General features: G+C 74.3%; 3 protein-coding genes (1 of these 3 only partly in view). All 3 read left to right on the top strand.

Annotation, left to right across the window (positions count from 1 at the left end):
- The first annotated feature begins 24 nt into the window (after positions 1-24).
- Tightly spaced (each overlapping or abutting the next), the 3 genes in view from F0L68_RS25170 to F0L68_RS25160 form a layout consistent with a single transcriptional unit that may run on beyond the window.
- Complete coding sequence (locus tag F0L68_RS25170) at positions 25-10,497, top strand: type I polyketide synthase (protein ID WP_149852271.1); 10,473 nt, start codon at positions 25-27, stop codon at positions 10,495-10,497.
- Positions 10,497-16,799, top strand: a complete 6,303-nt coding sequence (locus tag F0L68_RS25165; RefSeq protein ID WP_149852270.1) for a type I polyketide synthase — start codon at positions 10,497-10,499, stop codon at positions 16,797-16,799. Before F0L68_RS25170 ends, F0L68_RS25165 begins: the two co-directional genes overlap by 1 nt.
- A protein-coding gene (locus F0L68_RS25160; RefSeq protein WP_438672315.1) for a type I polyketide synthase crosses the window boundary here: on the top strand, positions 16,796-18,837 show its 5' portion. 7,801 nt of this gene lie beyond the right edge of the window; 2,042 of the gene's 9,843 nt are visible here — the first part of the coding sequence; the start codon lies at positions 16,796-16,798; its stop codon lies off the right edge, out of view. The genes F0L68_RS25165 and F0L68_RS25160 overlap by 4 nt, the downstream gene beginning before the upstream one ends.

The raw sequence follows: 18,837 nt of genomic DNA, 5'->3' as shown, positions 1-18,837 counted from the left end.
CACACGCACTGGGGGATTTCGCAGATGGCCGAGGACGTTCAGAAGCTCCGCGACTACCTGAAGCGCGTCACCGTGGACCTGCGCAAGGCCCGCAAACGCCTCCAGGAGGTCGAGGAGCAGGGACGTGACCCGATCGCGATCATCGGCATGGCCTGCCGGTACCCCGGCGGGGTTCGGTCGGCGGAGGACCTGTGGCGGCTGGTCACCTCGGGCGGCGACGCGATCGGCGGGTTCCCGACCGACCGGGGCTGGGACGTCGACGGCCTCTTCCATCCGGATCCCGATCATCCCGGCACGTCCGCCGTGCGGGAGGGTGGTTTCCTCGCCGACGCCGCCGAGTTCGACGCGGGGTTCTTCGGCATCTCGCCGCGCGAGGCGCTGGCCATGGATCCGCAGCAGCGGCTGCTGCTGGAGACGTCCTGGGAGGCGCTGGAGCACGCCGGGATCGACCCGACCTCGTTGCGCGGCAGCAGGTCCGGGGTGTTCGTCGGCCGCAACTACCACGAGTACGGTGCACCGCTTCAGTACGCGCCCGAGTCCGTGTCCGGCCACCTCGTCACGGGCGTGGTGTCCAGCGTCGCGTCCGGCCGGATCGCCTACACGCTTGGCCTGTCCGGGCCCGCGATCACCGTGGACACCGCCTGTTCCACCTCGCTGGTGACGCTGCACCTGGCCGTGCAGTCGCTGCGGTCCGGCGAGTCCTCGCTCGCGCTGTCCGGCGGCGCGACCGTGATGTCCACCCCGGGCACCTTCGTCGAGTTCAGCCGGCAGGGCGCGCTCGCGGCCGACGGCCGGTGCCGGGCGTTCGCCGCGTCGGCGGACGGCATGGGCATGGCCGAGGGGGTCGGCATCATCGTGCTGGAGCGGTTGTCCGACGCGATCCGCAACGGGCACACCGTGCTCGCGGTGGTCCGGGGCAGCGCGGCCAACCAGGACGGCGCGTCGAACGGGCTGGCCGCGCCCAACGGCCCGGCGCAGCAGCGGGTGATCCGCGCGGCGCTCGCCTCGGCCGGCCTCACCGCCGCCGAGGTGGACCTGGTCGAGGCGCACGGCACCGGCACCACCCTCGGCGATCCCATTGAGGCGCAGGCGATCCTGGCCACCTACGGCCAGGGACGTCAGGAGGACCGGCCGCTGTGGCTGGGGTCGGTGAAGTCGACCATCGGGCACACGCAGGCCGCTGCGGGTGTGGCCGGCATCATCAAGGCCGTGTCGGCGCTGCGACACGCGGTCCTGCCGCGCACCCTGCACGCGGACGAGCCGTCGCCGCACGTCGACTGGTCGACCGGGGCGGTGCGGCTGCTCACCGACAACCGGCCGTGGCCCGACAGCGGGGCGCCGCGCCGGGCCGGCGTGTCCGCGTTCGGCATCAGCGGCACCAACGTGCACGTCGTCCTGGAGCAGGCCCCCGAACCGGAACCGGTCGAGGCCGTGCGGCCACCGGATGTGCTGCCGTGGCTGGTGTCCGGGCGGACCGAGGCCGCCGTGCGCGCCCAGGCAGGCGCGCTGCGGGACCACCTGCTCGCCAGCCCCGACCTGTCGCCGCTGGACGTGGGCTGGTCGCTGGCCGGCCGCGCCGCGCTGGAGCACCGGGCCGTGCTGGTCGGCGCGGACCGGGACGACCTGTTGACGGCCCTTGCCGCGCTCGCGGTGGGCGAGCCCGCGCCGCGCGTCGTGACCGGGCTGGCTCAGGACGGCCGCAAGTCCGTGTTCGTCTTTCCCGGTCAGGGCTCCCAGTGGGCGGGCATGGCCAGGGAGCTGCTGGTCGCCTCGCCGGTGTTCGCGGAACGCCTGCACGAGTGCGCGATCGCGCTGGAGTCCTTTATGGACTGGAGTGTTCTCGACGTGCTACGCGGAGCCGACGGCGCGCCGACCCTGGAGCGGGTCGACGTGGTGCAGCCGGTGCTGTGGGCCGTGATGGTGTCGCTCGCCGCGCTGTGGCGGTCGCACGGCGTCGAACCGGCCGCCGTCGTCGGGCACTCCCAGGGGGAGATCGCCGCCGCCGTGGTCGCCGGGGCGCTGTCGCTGGACGACGGCGCGCGCGTGGTGGCGTTGCGCGCCAAGGCGTTGCTGGCGTTGGCCGGCCGGGGCGGCATGGTGTCGCTCGCGCTGCCCGCGGTCGCCGCGACCGACCTGGTGGCGTCCTTCGCCGGCCGGGTGTCGATCGCCGCGGCCAACGGCCCCGGCTCGACCGTGGTGTCCGGCGACCCGGACGCCCTCGACGAGCTGCTGACCACCTGCGAGCAGCGGGACATCAGGGCGCGCCGGGTGCCCGTCGACTACGCCTCGCACTCCGCGCAGGTGACGGAGATCCGCGCCGAACTGCTCGCCGCACTCGACGGCATCACCCCACGCGCCGCCGAGGTGCCGTTCTACTCCACCGTGACCGGCGCGCCGCTGGACACCGCGGGCCTGGACGCCGAGTACTGGTACACCAACCTGCGGCAGACCGTCCGGTTCGACGCGGCCGTGCGCGCCCTGCTCGCTGACGGGCACTCGGCGTTCATCGAGGCGAGCCCGCATCCCGTGCTGACGGTGGGCGTGCAGGAGACCGTCGAAGCCGTCGGCGCGGACGCCGTCGCGGTCGGGTCGCTGCGCCGCGACGACGGCGGCCTCGACCGCTTCCTGCTGTCCCTCGGCGAGGCGCACGCGCACGGCGTGCCGGTGCGGTGGCGGGACCTGTACGCCGGCGCCCGGCGCGTCGACCTACCGACCTACGCCTTCCAGCGGCAGCGCTACTGGCTCGATCCCGTCGCCCTGACCGGGGATCCCGGCGCGCTCGGGTTGACCGCCGCCGACCATCCGCTGCTCGGCGCGGAGGTCAGCCTCGCGGACGACGACCGCCTGGTGCTGACCGGCAGGCTGTCGCTCGCCGCGCACCCGTGGCTGGCCGACCACTCGGCGCTCGGCGCGATCCTGTTGCCCGGCACCGCCTTTGTGGAACTCGCGCTGACGGCCGGCGCCAGGATCGGCTGGCACGGCCTGGCCGAACTGACCCTTGAGGCGCCGCTGCGGCTGCCCGAGGACGGCGCGGTGCAGGTGCAGCTCGTGCTCGACGACCGGGACGAGTCCGGCCGGCGGGCGCTGCGGATCTACTCGCGCCCTGACAGCCCGGCCGACCTGCCGTGGCGGCGGCACGCCAGCGCCGTCCTGACGGCCGGCCCCAACGCGCCCGCCGACGCGGACGCGGCCCAGTGGCCGCCCGCCGGGGCCGAGCCCGAGGACGTGACCGACCTCTACGCGCGGTTCGCCGACCTCGGACTCCGCTACGGGCCGGCGTTCCAAGGCGTGCGGGCGGCGTGGCGGCGCGGCGACGAGGTGTTCGCGGAGGTCGCGCTTCCCGAGGCGGCCGGCGGCGAAGCCGCGCGGTTCGGCGTGCACCCCGCCCTGTTGGACGCGGCCCTGCACGGTGTCGGGCTCGGCGGCTTCTTCGGCGAGGCGACCGGACTCGACCGCGCACGGCTCCCGTTCTCCTGGACCGGCGTGCGGCTGCACCGCACCGGGGCCACCGAGCTGCGCGTGCGGCTCGCGCCGGCCGGCCCCGACGCGCTGAGCGTCACTGTCTCCGACGCCGCGGGCCAGCCGGTGCTGTCGGTGGAATCCCTGGTGGCGCGGCCCGTCTCCGCCGAGCAGCTGCACGGCGACACCCTCGGCGACGCGCTGTTCCGGCTGGACTGGGCGCCGCTGGCAGTGGACGCGATCCAGGACCCCGGGGTGACCCTGCTGGATGTGTCCGACGCCGGGGACGCGCTGCGCGCGATCCAGTCCTGGCTGGCCGAGGACCGGCCGGCCGATGCCCCGCTCACGCTGGTGACCACGGGCGCGGTGGCCGCGCTGCCGGCCGAGTCGCCCGACCCGGCCGGCGCGTCCGCTTGGGGTCTGGTGCGGTCGGCGCAGTCGGAGCACCCCGGCCGCTTCGTGCTGGTCGACCTGGATGACGACGAGGCATCCCGGCGCGCGCTGCCGTCCGCGGTGGCCACCGGCGAACCGCAGTTCGCGATCCGCGCCGGGCAGGCCAGCGTCCCGCGACTGGCGCGCGCACAGTCCACTGTGGACACATCGGTAAGCTGGAACCCCGACGGTACTGTGCTGATCACCGGCGGCACCGGCACGCTCGGCGGCCTGCTGGCCAGGCACCTGGTCGAGCGGCACGGGGTGCGACACCTGCTGCTGGTCAGCCGCAGCGGCCCGGCCGCCGACGGCGCGGCCGAGCTGACGGCCGCGCTCGCCGAGGCCGGCGCGACGGCCACCGTCGCGGCCTGCGATGTCACCGACCGAGCGGCCCTGGCCGCCCTGCTGGCGGACCTTCCCGCCGAGCACCCATTGACCGCTGTGCTGCACGCGGCCGGCGCGGTGGACGACGGCCTGGTCGAAACGCTGACACCTCAACGGATGGCGGCGGTGTTCGCGCCGAAGGCCGACGCGGCCCTCGCCCTGCACGAGCTGACCCGCGACCTCCCACTGACCGCGTTCGTGCTGTTCTCCTCGGCGGCCGCGGTGCTCGGCGGACCGGGCCAGGGCAGCTACGCGGCCGCCAACGCCTACCTGGACGCGCTCGCGCAGCGCCGCCGCGCGGCGGGACTGCCGGCTACCGCGCTCGGCTGGGGCCTGTGGGAGCAGCGCAGCGGCCTCACCGGCGCGCTGCGCGAGGTCGACCTCGCCAGGATGGCGCGCGTCGGCGTCACCGCGCTGTCCAGCGCCGACGCCCTCGCGCTGTTCGACCGGGCCTGCGCCGCGCCGGAGCCGGTGCTGCTGCCCGTGCGACTGGACCTCGCCGCGTTGCGCACCCAGGACGCGACCCTCCCCGCCGTGCTGCGCGGCCTGGTCCGGGTGCCGTCGCGGCGGGCAGCGGCGGCGGTCGCGCCGGCCGACGGACTGCTCGCGACACTGGCCGCGCTGCCCGCCGCCGACCGCGACCGCGCCGTGCTGGACCTCGTGCGCGCGCAGGCCGGCGCGGTGCTCGGGCACGCCTCGGCCGAGGACGTGCACCCGACCCGCGCGTTCAAGGAACTGGGCTTCGACTCGTTGACCGCCGTCGAGCTGCGCAACCGGCTGGCGGCCGCCACCGGGCTGCGACTGCCGGCGACGCTGGTGTTCGACCACCCCAACCCCGTTGCGCTGGCCCGATTCCTGACGAACTCGACCGGCAGCGACGACCGCGCCGAGGCACCCGCGCGGACCGCGACCGGCGACGAGCCGATCGCGATCGTGGGGATGGCCTGCCGGTTCCCCGGCGGCGTCCGCTCGCCGGAGGACCTCTGGCGGCTGCTGTCCGAGGGCGGCGACGCGATCTCCGAGTTCCCGGCCGACCGAGGCTGGGATCCGGCGGAACTGTACGACCCCGACCCGGACCGGGCCGGCCGATCCTCGGTGTGGTCGGGCGGTTTCCTGCACGACGCGGCCGATTTCGACCCCGGCTTCTTCGGTGTCTCGCCGCGCGAGGCGCTGGCCATGGATCCGCAGCAGCGGCTGCTGCTGGAGACCTCCTGGGAGGCGTTCGAGCGGGCCGGCATCGACCCGCTTTCCCTGCGGGGCAGCGACACTGGGGTGTTCGCGGGGCTGATGTACCACGACTACGCGGCCAGGGTGCCGAACCCGCCCGCCGATCTGGAGCCCTACCTCGGCAACGGCAGCGCCGGCAGCATCGCCACCGGCCGGGTCGCCTACGTGTTCGGGCTCGAAGGTCCCGCGGTGACCGTGGACACCGCATGCTCGTCCTCGCTGGTGGCCATGCACCTGGCGGCGCGGGCGCTGCGGTCCGGCGAGTGCGGACTGGCGCTGGCCGGCGGCGTCACCGTGATGTCGACCCTGGGCACGTTCGTCGAGTTCAGCCGGCAGCGTGGGCTGGCCTCGGACGGTCGCTGCAAGTCCTTCGCGGCCGCCGCCGACGGCACCGGCCTGTCCGAGGGCGCGGGAATGCTGTTGCTGGAACGGTTGTCGGATGCGCGCCGCAACGGTCACCCGGTGCTGGCCGTCGTGCGGGGTAGCGCGGTGAACCAGGACGGTGCGTCGAACGGCCTGACCGCGCCCAACGGCCCATCGCAGCAGCGCGTCATCCGTGCGGCGCTGGCCAACGCGGGCCTGATGCCGGCCGACGTCGACGCCGTCGAGGCGCACGGCACCGGCACGACCCTCGGTGATCCCATTGAGGCGCAGGCACTCCTTGCGACCTACGGCGACGGTCGCGCCGAAGGCTCCCCGCTGTGGCTCGGTTCGGTGAAGTCGAATATCGGGCACACGCAGGCTGCGGCCGGGGTGGCCGGGGTGATCAAGATGGTGCAGGCGATGCGGCACGGCGTGCTGCCGATGACCCTGCATGTGGACGAGCCGACCCCACAGGTCGACTGGGCCGATGGCGCCGTCGCCCTACTCACCGAGCCGACCCCGTGGCCGGCCACCGGACACGCCAGGCGCGCCGGGGTGTCCTCGTTCGGCGCCAGCGGGACCAACGCGCACCTCGTGTTGGAACAGGCCGACCCCGAGCCCGCCGCGACCGAGCAACCGGAGCCCGAGGTCGTTCCACTGCTGGTCACGGCGCACACCGGTCCGGCGCTGCGCGAGCAGGCTGCGCGGCTGCGCGAACGACTGGCCGAGGCGCGCCCGGTGGACGTCGGCTTCTCCTTGGCCACCACCAGGTCCGCGCTGGAGCACCGCGCGGTCGTCGTCGGCGACCGGGCCGCTCTGGCGGCGGGCCTGGACGCCCTCGCGGCCGGCCGCGACGCGGGCAACCTCGTGTGCGCCAGGGCCGGCGAGGACCGCAGGCTCGCGTTCCTGTTCTCCGGGCAGGGAAGTCAGCGGTTGGGGATGGGCCGGGAGCTGTGTGCGGCCTATCCGGTGTTCGCCGCCGCGTTCGACGAGGTGTGCGCGGCGCTGCCGGATATTCCGTTGCGGGAGGTGGTGTTCGGCGGGGACGCGGAGGCGCTCGACCGGACCGGATTAGCGCAGCCTGCGTTGTTCGCGGTTGAGGTGGCGTTGTTCCGGTTGTTGGAGTCCTGGGGCGTGACTCCGGCCTTCGTCACCGGCCATTCGCTCGGTGAGGTGGCGGCGGCGCATGTGGCTGGGGTGTTGTCCCTGGCGGATGCCTGTTGCTTGGTCGGTGCCCGAGCGGGGCTGATGGAGGCGTTGCCCGAGGGTGGCGTGATGGTTGCTGTCACCGCGCCGGAAGCTGAGGTGCTGCCGCTGGTGCGGCCGGCAGCCTGTGTGGCGGCAGTGAACGGCCCCGCCGCGACGGTGCTGTCCGGTGACGAGGACGCCGTGACCGCGGTGGTGGCGGAACTGGAGTCGAAGGGTTATCGGTCCAAGCGGTTGCGGGTGAGCCGGGCGTTCCACTCGGCGCGGATGGACGGCATGCTCGCCGAGTTCCGCGCCGTGGCCGAGTCGCTGACCTACGCGTCGCCCAGGATTCCGTTTGTGTCCACGGTGACCGGCGATGTCGTGTCGGACGAGGTGTGTCTGCCGGAGTACTGGGTGCGGCAGGTCCGCGAGCCGGTCAGGTTCGCCGACGCGGTGACCACCCTGCGTACCAAGGGGGTCACGGACTTCGTCGAGGTCGGGCCCGGCAGCGCCCTCACCGCGTTGGCGCGGGCGTCCGTGGCCGGCGACGCCGACGTGGTCGCCACGCTGCGGCACGGCCGACCCGAGCCCGTTTCGGCGCTCACCGCGCTTGGCGGGCTGGCGGTGCGCGGTGTCCCGGTGGACTGGCCGACGGTGTTCGCCGGTTCGGGCGGCCGCCGGACCGACCTGCCGACCACGGCGTTCCAGCGGCAACGACTGTGGCTCGACGCAACCCCGAGACACGAACCCACCGACGCCGCGCACCCGCTGCTTGACACCCTCGTGGACCTCGCCGACGGCGGCGGGCTGCTCGGCACGGGCCGGCTGTCCACCGGGACACACCCGTGGCTGGCCGACCACGCGGTCGTCGGCAGGGTGTTCCTGCCAGGCACGGCCTTCGTGGAACTCGCGTTGACGGCCGGCGCCAGGCTGGGCTGCGGCAGGCTCGCCGACCTCACGCTGGAGGCACCGCTGGTCCTGTCGGCGACGCCGGTCCGAGTGCAGCTCACCGTCGGCGCGGCCGACGAGTCTGGTCGCCGAGAGGTGCGGGTGTTCACCCGACCTGACGAGGCGTCCGCCGACGAGCCCTGGACCCGACACGCCACCGGCACGCTGATGCCGGACGCGGCCGACCCGGTCGACTCGTTCGACTGGCCGCCCGCGAACGCGGACCGGCAGGACGTCCCGGCGCTGTACGACCGGTTGGCGGCGGCCGGGTTCGAGTACGGGCCGACCTTCCGGGGCCTGCGGGCCGCGTGGCGGCGCGGCGCGGAGGTGTTCGCTGAGCTCGAACTGCCGACGCAAACCCTTGGGGCGGAACGCTTCGGCCTGCATCCCGCGCTCCTTGACGCCGCTCTGCACACCATCGCGCTGACGGACGCGGCCCCCGGTGCGACCGCCGACGAGGTGCCGATGCCGTTCACCTGGCAGGGAGTTCGGCTGTGCGGCCCGGGCGGGACCACCCTGCGGGTGCGGCTGTCCCCGGCCAGGCCGGACGCAGTGTCGCTGCACGCGGTCGACCAGACCGGCCGCCCGGTGCTGCACGTCGACTCACTGACCCTGCGCACGGCGACGGCGGACTCCCTCGGTGGCACAGGACAGGACTCGCTGTACCGAGTCGACTGGACGCCACTGCCGGAACCGGCGGGCCCCCGGCCGCGGTCGTGGGCGGTGTGGGATCCCGAGATCGCAGCCGCGCTGCGTCGCGCCGGCCTGGACGTCACCGTGGTCACCGAACTGCCGCCGCCCGACGCGGACCTCGTCGTCGTATCCGCCGCCGGCACAGAGATGGTCGACGGCCGTGCCGCGCTGCGTGGCACGCTCGACCTGGTGCAGCGGTGGGTCGCCGAGGAGCGCCCGGCGGACGCACGACTGGTGCTGGTCACCCGCGACGCCGGGGCCGACGTCGGGCAGGCGCCGATCTGGGGCCTGGTCCGGTCGGCGCAGGCGGAGCACCCTGACCGGCTCGTGCTGGTGGACCTCGACGGCTCGGCCGAGTCGCTGCACGCGCTGCCGGCCGCGCTGGCCTCCGGCGAACCCCAACTCGCCGTGCGCGCCGGCACACTGACCGTGCCCCGGTTGTCCAGCGTCGTTCCGTCCACTGTGGACGGACGATCGTTCGACTCGCACGGCACGGTGCTGATCACCGGCGGCACCGGGGCGCTCGGCGGGCTCCTGGCGCGGCACCTCGCGTCCACGCACGGCGTCCGGCACCTCCTGCTTGCCAGCCGCCGCGGACCCGACGTGCCCTGTGCGGCCGAGCTCGTCGCCGACCTGGCCGAACTCGGCGCGGCGGCAACGATCGTGGCCTGCGACGTCGCCGACCGGGCCGAGGTGGCCGCGCTGCTCGCAACCGTGCCGACCGACCACCCGCTGACCGCCGTCGTGCACGCGGCCGGTGTCGTCGACGACGGCCTGGTCGGTGCGCTCACCCCCGACCGGCTCGACGGCGTGCTGGCGGCCAAGGCGGACGCCGCTGCGCACCTGCACGAGCTGACCAGCGACCTGCCGCTGGCCGCGTTCGTGCTGTTCTCCTCGTTCGCCGGCACGGCGGGCGGCGCGGGACAGGCGGGCTACGCGGCGGCCAACGCCTACCTCGACGCGCTGGCCACCCACCGCAACGCGGCCGGGCTGCCGGCCACCGCCCTGGCCTGGGGCCTGTGGGAGCGGCGCAGCGGGATCACCGGCCACCTCGACGCGGCCGACCACGCCAGGATGGCTCGCACCGGCGTGCTGGCGCTGTCCGACCGGGAAGCGTTGGCGCTGTTCGACGCGGCGCTGCGGGATCCGTCACCGGTGCTCGTTCCCGTGCGGCTGGACCGCGCGGCGTTGCGCGCGAAGGCGGCCGCCGGGGCGCTGCCGGCGCTGTACCGGGGACTGGTGCGGATGCCGACGGCTAAGGCCCCCGCCGAATCCGGCTCGACCGGCCTCGATGACCTGACCCGCAGGCTGGCCGCGCTGCCCGAGCCGGAACGGGCCGACGCGCTGCTCGGGTTTGTCCGCGAACAGGTGGCCGTCGTCCTCGGCTTCGCCGATCCCGCGCAGGTCGAGCCGGAGAAGTCGTTCACCGACCTCGGGTTCGACTCGCTGACGGCCGTCGAACTGCGCAACCGCCTGCACCTGGCCACCGACACGCACCTGCCGACCACGCTGGTGTTCGACTACCCGACCCCGGCATTGCTGGCCGACTTCCTCGGCGTCGAACTCGCCATCGACGGCCCCGACCCGACCGAGGTGGCCATGGACGAACTCGACCGGCTGGAGCTGATGCTCTCCGCGTTCTCGACCACGGCGACCACCCACTCCCGGATCGCCATCCGGCTGCGCGGCCTGCTGGCGCAGTGGACCGGCGAGCGGGTCGAGCTGGTCGGCGACCACGGCGAGCTGGACGCGGCCAGCGACGACGAACTGTTCAACCTCGTGGACAACCTGGGGAACTCCTGATGTCGAACGAAGTTCAGCTCCGCGACTACCTGAAGCGGGCGATCGCCGACGCGCAGGACGCGCGGCGGCGACTGCGGGAGGTCGAGGACGGACAACGCGAACCGATCGCCATCGTCGGCATGGCGTGCCGCTATCCGGGCGGAGTGTCCTCGCCGGAGGACCTGTGGCGATTGGTGTCCGAGGGCCGGGACGCGATCGGCGAGTTCCCCGGCGACCGGGGCTGGGACGTGGACGCCCTCTACGACCCCGATCCCGACCACCCCGGCACGTCCACCACCAGGCGCGGCGGCTTTCTGCACGACGCGGCCGACTTCGACGCGGCGCTCTTCGGGATCTCGCCGCGCGAGGCCATCGCGATGGACCCGCAGCAGCGGCTGCTGCTGGAGACCTGCTGGGAGGCCGTGGAAAGCGCGGGCATCGACCCGCTTTCCCTGCGCGGCAGCCGAACCGGCGTGCTCGCCGCCCTGATGTACCACGACTACGCGACCAGGCTGACCGTCGTGCCACGGGAGCTGGAGGGCTACCTCGGCAACGGCAGCGCGGCGAGTGTCGCGTCCGGCAGGCTCGCCTACACCCTCGGGCTGGAAGGCCCCGCGGTCACAGTCGACACGGCCTGTTCGTCCTCGCTGGTGGCGCTGCACCTCGCCGCTCAGTCGCTGCGCACGGGGGAGTGTGACCTCGTGCTGGCCGGCGGCGTGACCGTCATGTCGACACCCGACACGTTCGTCGAGTTCAGCCGGCAGCGCGGGCTGGCCCCGGACGGTCGCTGCAAGTCCTTCGCCGCCGCCGCCGACGGCACCGGCTGGGGCGAGGGCGTCGGGCTGTTGCTGTTGGAACGGTTGTCGGATGCGCGCCGCAATGGTCACCCGGTGCTCGCGGTCGTGCGGGGCAGCGCGGTGAACCAGGATGGTGCGTCCAACGGCCTGACCGCGCCAAACGGCCCGTCGCAGCAGCGCGTCATCCTTCAGGCACTGGTGAACGCGCAGCTGTCCGAGTCCGACGTCGACGTGGTGGAGGCGCACGGCACCGGCACCACCCTTGGTGATCCCATTGAGGCGCAGGCACTTCTTGCGACCTACGGCGTTGATCGCGCCGAGGATGCCCCGCTGTGGCTCGGCTCGATCAAGTCCAACATCGGCCACACCCAGGCCGCGGCCGGCGTCGCTGGCATCATCAAGATGGTGCAGGCGATGCGGCACGGCCTGCTGCCGAAGACCCTGCACGTGGACGAGCCGACCCCACACGTCGACTGGGCGGCCGGCGGGGTCTCCCTGCTGACCGAGGCCCGGGACTGGCCCGACCGGGGCCGGCCGCGCCGCGCCGCCGTCTCCTCCTTCGGGATCAGCGGCACCAACGCGCACGTCATCCTCGAACAGGCCGAGCCCGTCGAGCAGCCGGCGCATGTAGCGGAGCCGCCGGCGGCACTGATCTGGCCGATCGCCGCCCAAACCCCCGCCGCGCTCGCTGATCAGGCCGATCGCCTGCTGTCCATTGTGGACGACAATCTCGCCGACATCGGCTACTCGCTCGCCACCACCAGGGCCGCGCTGCCGTGCCGGGCCGTCGTGGTGGCGCCCGACCGAGCGGGCCTCTCGGCCGGCTTGGCTGCGATCGCCGAGGGTGCCGAGCATCCAACGGTGGTGCGTGGAACGGCCGCGACCTCCGGCAGGCTCGCGTTCCTGTTCTCCGGGCAGGGAAGTCAGCGGTTGGGGATGGGCCGGGAGCTGTGTGCGGCCTATCCCGTGTTCGCCGCCGCGTTCGACGAGGTGTGCGCGGAGCTGCCGGACATTCCGTTGCGGGAGGTGGTGTTCGGCGGGGACGCGGAGGCGCTCGACCGGACCGGATTAGCGCAGCCTGCGTTGTTCGCGGTCGAGGTGGCGTTGTTCCGGTTGGTGGAGTCCTGGGGCGTGACTCCGGCCTTCGTCACCGGCCATTCGGTCGGCGAGGTGGCGGCGGCGCATGCGGCTGGGGTGTTGTCCCTCGCGGATGCCTGCCGGTTGGTGGGTGCCCGAGCGGGACTGATGGAGGCGCTGCCGGAGGGTGGCGTGATGGTCGCGGTCACCGCGCCGGAAGAGGCCGTGCTGCCGCTGCTGCGCGACGGCGCGTGGGTCGCTGCCGTGAACGGCCCCGCCGCGACGGTGCTGTCCGGCGACGAGGACGCCGTGACCGCCGTGGCGGCGGAACTCGAGTCGCAGGGCTATCGGTCCAAGCGGCTGCGGGTGAGCCGGGCGTTCCACTCGGCGCGGATGGACGGCATGCTCACCGAGTTCCGCGCCGTCGCCGAGACCCTGAGTTTCGCGAAGCCGCGCATTCCGTTGGTGTCCACGGTGACCGGCGATCTGGTGTCGGACGAGGTGTGCCTGCCGGAGTACTGGGTGCGCCAAGTCCGCGAGCCGGTCAGGTTCGCCGACGCGGTGACCACCCTCCGAGACCGGGGAGCCGGTGCGTTCCTGGAGATCGGCGCCGGCGGCGCGCTCGCGGCGCTGGCGACCGACGCGGCCCCCGAGGCGGCAACGCTGGCGACCCTGCGCGCGAACACCGCCGAGCCGCAGTCGCTGCTCACGGCCGTCGCCGCCCTGCACGCGCACGGAATCAGCCCGGACTGGGCGGCGATCTACCCAGGTGCGCGCCGGGTTCCGCTGCCGACCTACGCCTTCGACCGCACCCGCTACTGGCTGGACGCCCCGGCCGAACCGACCGGTGACGCGGACGGCCTCGGCCTGACCGCGACCGCACACCCCCTGCTCGGCGCGGCCGTCGAGCGGGCCGACGGCGAGGCACTGCTGCTCGCCGGGCGGCTGTCGCTCGCCGCGCAGCCCTGGCTGGCCGACCACGTCGTGGCCGGGAAGCCGCTGGTGCCCGGCACGGCACTGCTGGAGCTGGCGATCCGCGCCGCCGAGGAGGCGGGCTGCGACACCGTCGAGGAGTTGACGCTCGAAGCGCCGCTGGTGCTGTCGGCCGGCGGGGTGCGGGTGCAGGTCATCGTCGGCGAGCCCGAGGACACCGGGCGCAGGACGATCGCCGTCCACTCGCATGCTGTCGAGGCCGGCCGGGCCGAACCGTGGATCCGGCACGCGACCGGCGCCCTCGGGCTCGACCCCAACCGAGGCACGGACCTCACCGAATGGCCGCCGCGCGGCGCGGAACCGATCGACGTGACCGGCCTGTACGACGACCTCGCCGCCACCGGACTGGCCTACGGGCCGACGTTCCGGGGGCTGCGCGCCGCCTGGCGGCGCGGCAGCGAGGTGTTCGCCGAGGTGAGCCTGCCCCCGCACACCGTTGGGGCGGAACGGTTCGGCATCCACCCCGCGCTGCTGGACGCCGTGCTGCACGCCGTCGGCCTCGGCGGGTTCGTCACCGGCGACGGTGCCCACCTGCCGTTTTCCTGGACCGGCGCGCGCCTGCACGCTGGCGGGGCCGAGGCGCTACGGGTGCGGCTCGCCCCGGCGGGCCCGAACGCGGTCGCGCTGGACGTGGCCGACGGCACCGGCGCGCCCGTCGCGACGGTGGACTCCCTGCTGCTGCGGCCGTTGACGGCCGACGAGGGCCTCTCGTTGGATTCGATGTACCGCCTCGACTGGCTTCCGTTGCCGCTGCCCGCCGACATCCGTCAGCCCGACCGCTGGGCGACGCTCGGCGAGCCGCTGCCCGGCGTGCGCGCCGTAGAAAGCCTGGAAACCCTTGCGGCGTCGGGAGAAGCGCCCGAGGTGGTGCTGCTGCCATGCTGGCCGACCGAGTCGGACGACGTGCCCACGGCCGTGCAGGCCACCGCCGGTCGGGTCCTCGGGCAGCTGGCCGAATGGCTGGCCGACGACCGCTTCACCGGTCGCCTGGTGGTGCTGACCAGGGGCGCGGTGTCCACGGGCGCCGACAGGCCCGACCTGGTGACCGCGCCGCTGTGGGGCCTGGTCCGGTCGGCGCAGGCGGAGAACCCTGGACGGTTCGTGCTGGTGGATGTCGACGCCACCGAGGAGTCGCTGCGCGCGCTGCCGGCGGCCGTCGCGACGGGCGAACCGCAGCTGGCCGTGCGCGGCGGCGAACTCCTGGTGCCCAGGCTGGCCATGGCCGAGGCGCCCGCGCTGGTGCCGCCGGCCGAGGGCGCCTGGCGGCTCGACGTGACGGCGGAGGGAACCCTGGAAAACCTTGCGCTGCTACCGAATCCCGCCGCGACCGCGCCGTTGGAACCCGGCCAGGTGCGCATCGCGGTGCGGGCCGCCGGGTTGAACTTCCGTGACGCCCTCGGCGCGCTCGGCATGTACCCGGGCGGGGTGCGGATCGGCGCGGAGGCGGCCGGCATCGTGGTCGAGACCGGCGCGGACGTGTCCGACCTCGCGCCGGGCGACCGGGTCTTCGGCATGGTGGCGGGCGGCGTCGGCCCGCTCGCGGTGACGGATCGCCGGCTGCTGGCCGCGATCCCGGCCGAGTGGACGTTCGCGCAGGCCGCCGCCGTGCCGGTGGTCTACCTGACCGCCTACTACGGCCTGGTCGACCTGGCGGCCGTGCGGCCCGGCGAGTCGGTGCTGGTGCACGCGGCGGCCGGCGGCGTCGGCATGGCGGCCGTCCAGCTCGCGCGGCACCTCGGCACGGAGGTCTATGGCACCGCGAGCCAGAGCAAGTGGCCCGCGCTGCGCGGCCTCGGCCTCGCCGACGACCACGTCGCCTCCTCGCGGACCCTGGAGTTCGCCGACGCGTTCCGCGCGGCGACGGGGGGACGCGGCGTCGACGTGGTGCTGAACTCCCTCGCCCGCGAGTACGTCGACGCCTCGCTCGGCCTGCTGGCCGAGGGCGGCCGGTTCCTGGAGATGGGCAAGACCGACATCCGCGACGCGAACGGGCTCGGCGTCCGCTACCGGGCGTTCGACCTGATCGAGGCCGGCCCGGACCGGATCGCCGAGATGCTCGCCGAGGTGCTGGCGCTGTTCGGGCGCGGTGTGCTGCGGCTGCCGCCGATCACGGCGTGGGACGTGCGGGAGGCGCCAGAGGCGTTCCGATACTTGAGCCAGGCCAGGCACATCGGCAAGGTCGTGCTCACCGTCCCGCACGCGCCGGACCCGAACGGCACGGTCCTGGTCACCGGCGCGACCGGCGTGCTTGGCGGCCTGATCGCGACGAGGCTGGTCACCGACCACGGCGTCCGGCGGCTCCTGCTCACCGGCCGCAGGACCGTGCCACCCGCGCTGGTCGCCGAGCTGACCGACCTCGGCGCGACCGTCAGCACGGCCACCTGCGACGTGGCCGACCGCGCCGCGCTCGCGGACCTGCTCGCCGCGATACCTGTCGAGCACCCGCTGACCGGCGTCGTGCACACGGCCGGCGTGCTGGACGACGGCGTGCTGACGGCGCTGACCCCGGACCGGCTGCACGGGGTGTTCGCGCCGAAGGTGGACGCAGCGTGGGCGCTGCACGAGCTGACCGTGCGGGCCGACCTCGCGCTGTTCGCGCTGTTCTCCTCCGCCACCGGCACCATCGGCGGGCCGGGCCAGGCCAACTACGCCGCCGCCAACGTGTTCCTCGACTCGCTCGCCGTCCGGCGGCGCCGGATGGGACTGCCAGGCACGTCGCTGGCCTGGGGCCTGTGGGACCAGGCCACCGGCATGACGGCGCACCTGGCCGGGGACGGCAGGGCCGCGCTCAGCACCGCCGACGGCCTCCGCCTGTTCGACGCGGCGACCACCCTGCCGGACGCGCTGCTGCTGCCGGTGCGGCTGAACCACGCGGCGCTGCGTTCGCGCGAGGACCTGCCTGCCGTGCTGCGGGGGCTCGTCCGCGAGCCGACCAGGAGGACGGTCCGCGCCGTCGACCACGGCCAGCGGCTCGCCGCGCTCAGCCAGGCCGAGCGCGAGGCCGCGCTGCTTGACCTGGTGCGCAACCAGGCCGCGTTGGTCCTTGGGCACAACGACAGCACGGCGGTGCCGGCGACGCAGGCGTTCAAGCAACTCGGCTTCGACTCGCTGACCTCGGTCGAGTTGCGGAACCGGTTGGCCGCCGCCACCGGGCTGCGGCTCACGCCGACGCTGGTGTTCGACCACCCGAACCCGGGGGCCCTCGCCGCGCACCTGGCGGACGAGCTTGCCCCGGAACGGCCGACGGTCGAGGATCCGGCCGACGCGGAGCTGCGTGCCGCCATCGCGGCGATCCCGCTGGACCGGCTGCGGTCGTCCGGCCTGCTCGCCATGCTGCTCGACCTCGCCGACGGCCCGGCCGAGCCGGCCACCGCCGACGCGGCCACCGAGGACGAGATCGACTTCGACACCCTGGATGCGCAGAGCCTGATCGACCTGGCGGGGGAGCTGTCGTGACCGAGCTGCCGACCGAGAAACTTGTTGACGCGCTGCGGAAATCGCTGCGCGAGGGGGAACGGCTCAAGCAGCAGAACCGGCAGCTGAGCGCGGCGAAGCGGGAGCCGATCGCCATCGTCGGCATGGCCTGCCGGTTCCCCGGCGGCGTGTCCTCGCCCGAGGACCTGTGGGACCTGGTCGCCGGCGGCCGCGACGCCGTCACCCCGTTCCCCACCAACCGGGGCTGGGACGTCGACGGCCTCTACGACCCCGATCCCGACGCGCCAGGCACCTGCTACACGCGGGAGGGCGGGTTCCTGCACGACGCGGGCGAGTTCGACGCCGGGCTGTTCGGCATCTCGCCGCGCGAGGCGCTCGCGATGGACCCGCAGCAGCGGCTGCTGCTGGAGACGGCGTGGGAGGCGGTCGAACGCGCCGGCATCGACGCGCAGTCCCTGCGCGGCAGCCGAACCGGCGTGTATGTCGGTGCGATGCGGCAGGACTACGGGCCGCCGCTGCACACCGCCGCCGCCGGCGTGGAGGGGCACCGGCTGACTGGCATCGCCGCGAGCGTGCTGTCCGGCAGGCTGTCCTACGTGCTCGGCCTCGAGGGGCCGTCGGTCACCGTGGACACCGCCTGCTCGTCCTCGCTGGTCGCTTTGCACCTCGCCGCGCAGGCGCTGCGGGCGGGGGAGTGCGAGTTCGCGCTGGTCGCCGGCGCGACGGTGATGTCCAGCCCCGGCACCTTCATCGACTTCAGCCGACAGCGCGGCCTGTCGCCGGACGGCCGCTGCAAGGCGTTCGCCGCGTCGGCCGACGGCACCGGCTGGTCCGAGGGCGTCGGCGTGCTCATGGTGGAACGCCTGTCGGACGCCCGCCGCCACGGGCACGAGGTCCTTGCCGTCGTGCGCGGCAGCGCGGTGAACCAGGACGGCGCGTCCAACGGCCTGACCGCGCCCAACGGCCCGTCGCAGCAACGCGTCATCCGCGCGGCGCTCGCCAACGCCGGCCTTGCCCCCGCCGACGTCGACGCGGTCGAGGCGCACGGCACGGGCACCACGCTGGGCGATCCCATTGAGGCGCAGGCACTTCTCGCGACCTACGGCGGCGATCGCGCCGGAGCACCGCTGTTGCTGGGGTCGGTCAAGTCCAACCTCGGGCACACCCAGGCCGCGGCCGGCGTCGCGGGCATCATCAAGATCGTGCAGGCGATGCGGCACGGCGTGCTGCCGCGCACCCTGCACGTGGACGAGCCCTCGCCGCACGTCGACTGGTCCTCTGGCGAGGTGTCGCTGCTCACCGAGTCCGTGCCGTGGCCGGAAACCGGGCGGCCCCGCCGCGCGGCCGTGTCGTCCTTCGGCGTGAGCGGCACCAACGCGCACACCATCATCGAGCAGGTCCCTGCCGCCCCCGACCGCGAGGAACCGCCGGTCGACACCCGGCTCCCCGAGGTGCCGCTCCCGCTGTCCGGCCGGACCGAGGAAGCGTTGCGGGCCAACGCCTCTCGCTTACTGTCCTTTGTGGAGGATCGTCCCGATATCGATCTTCTCGACCTCGGGTACTCCCTGTCGACCACCCGGGCCGCGCTGGACCGGCGTGCCGTGCTGCTCGCCGCCGACCGCGCCGACGCGCTGCGCGGGCTCGCCGCCCTCGCCAACGGCGACCCGGCCGGCGTCGTTGGTGTCGACACCGGTGGCCGGCTCGCGTTCCTGTTCACCGGTCAGGGCAGCCAGCGCGCCGGCATGGCGCGCGAACTGCACGCGACGTTCCCCGCCTTCGCCGCCGCCCTCGACGAGGTCATCGCCGAGCTGGACACCCACCTCGACCGGCCGCTGCGGGACCTGCTGTTCACTGAACCAGGCACCCCCGAAGCGGCGCTGCTCGACCAGACCGGCCACACGCAGGTCGCGCTGTTCGCCGTCGAGGTCGCGCTGTTCCGGCTGCTGCGGTCCTGGGGGCTGCGTCCCGACTACGTCGCGGGCCACTCCGTCGGCGAGCTGGCCGCCGCGCACGCCGCCGGTGTGTTGACGCTGCCCGACGCCTGCGCCCTGGTGGCCGC

Origin of the sequence: Solihabitans fulvus (assembly GCF_008386585.1) — a bacterium.
Lineage (GTDB): Bacteria > Actinomycetota > Actinomycetes > Mycobacteriales > Pseudonocardiaceae > Solihabitans > Solihabitans fulvus.
This window is presented reverse-complemented; position numbering and strand designations above follow the sequence as displayed.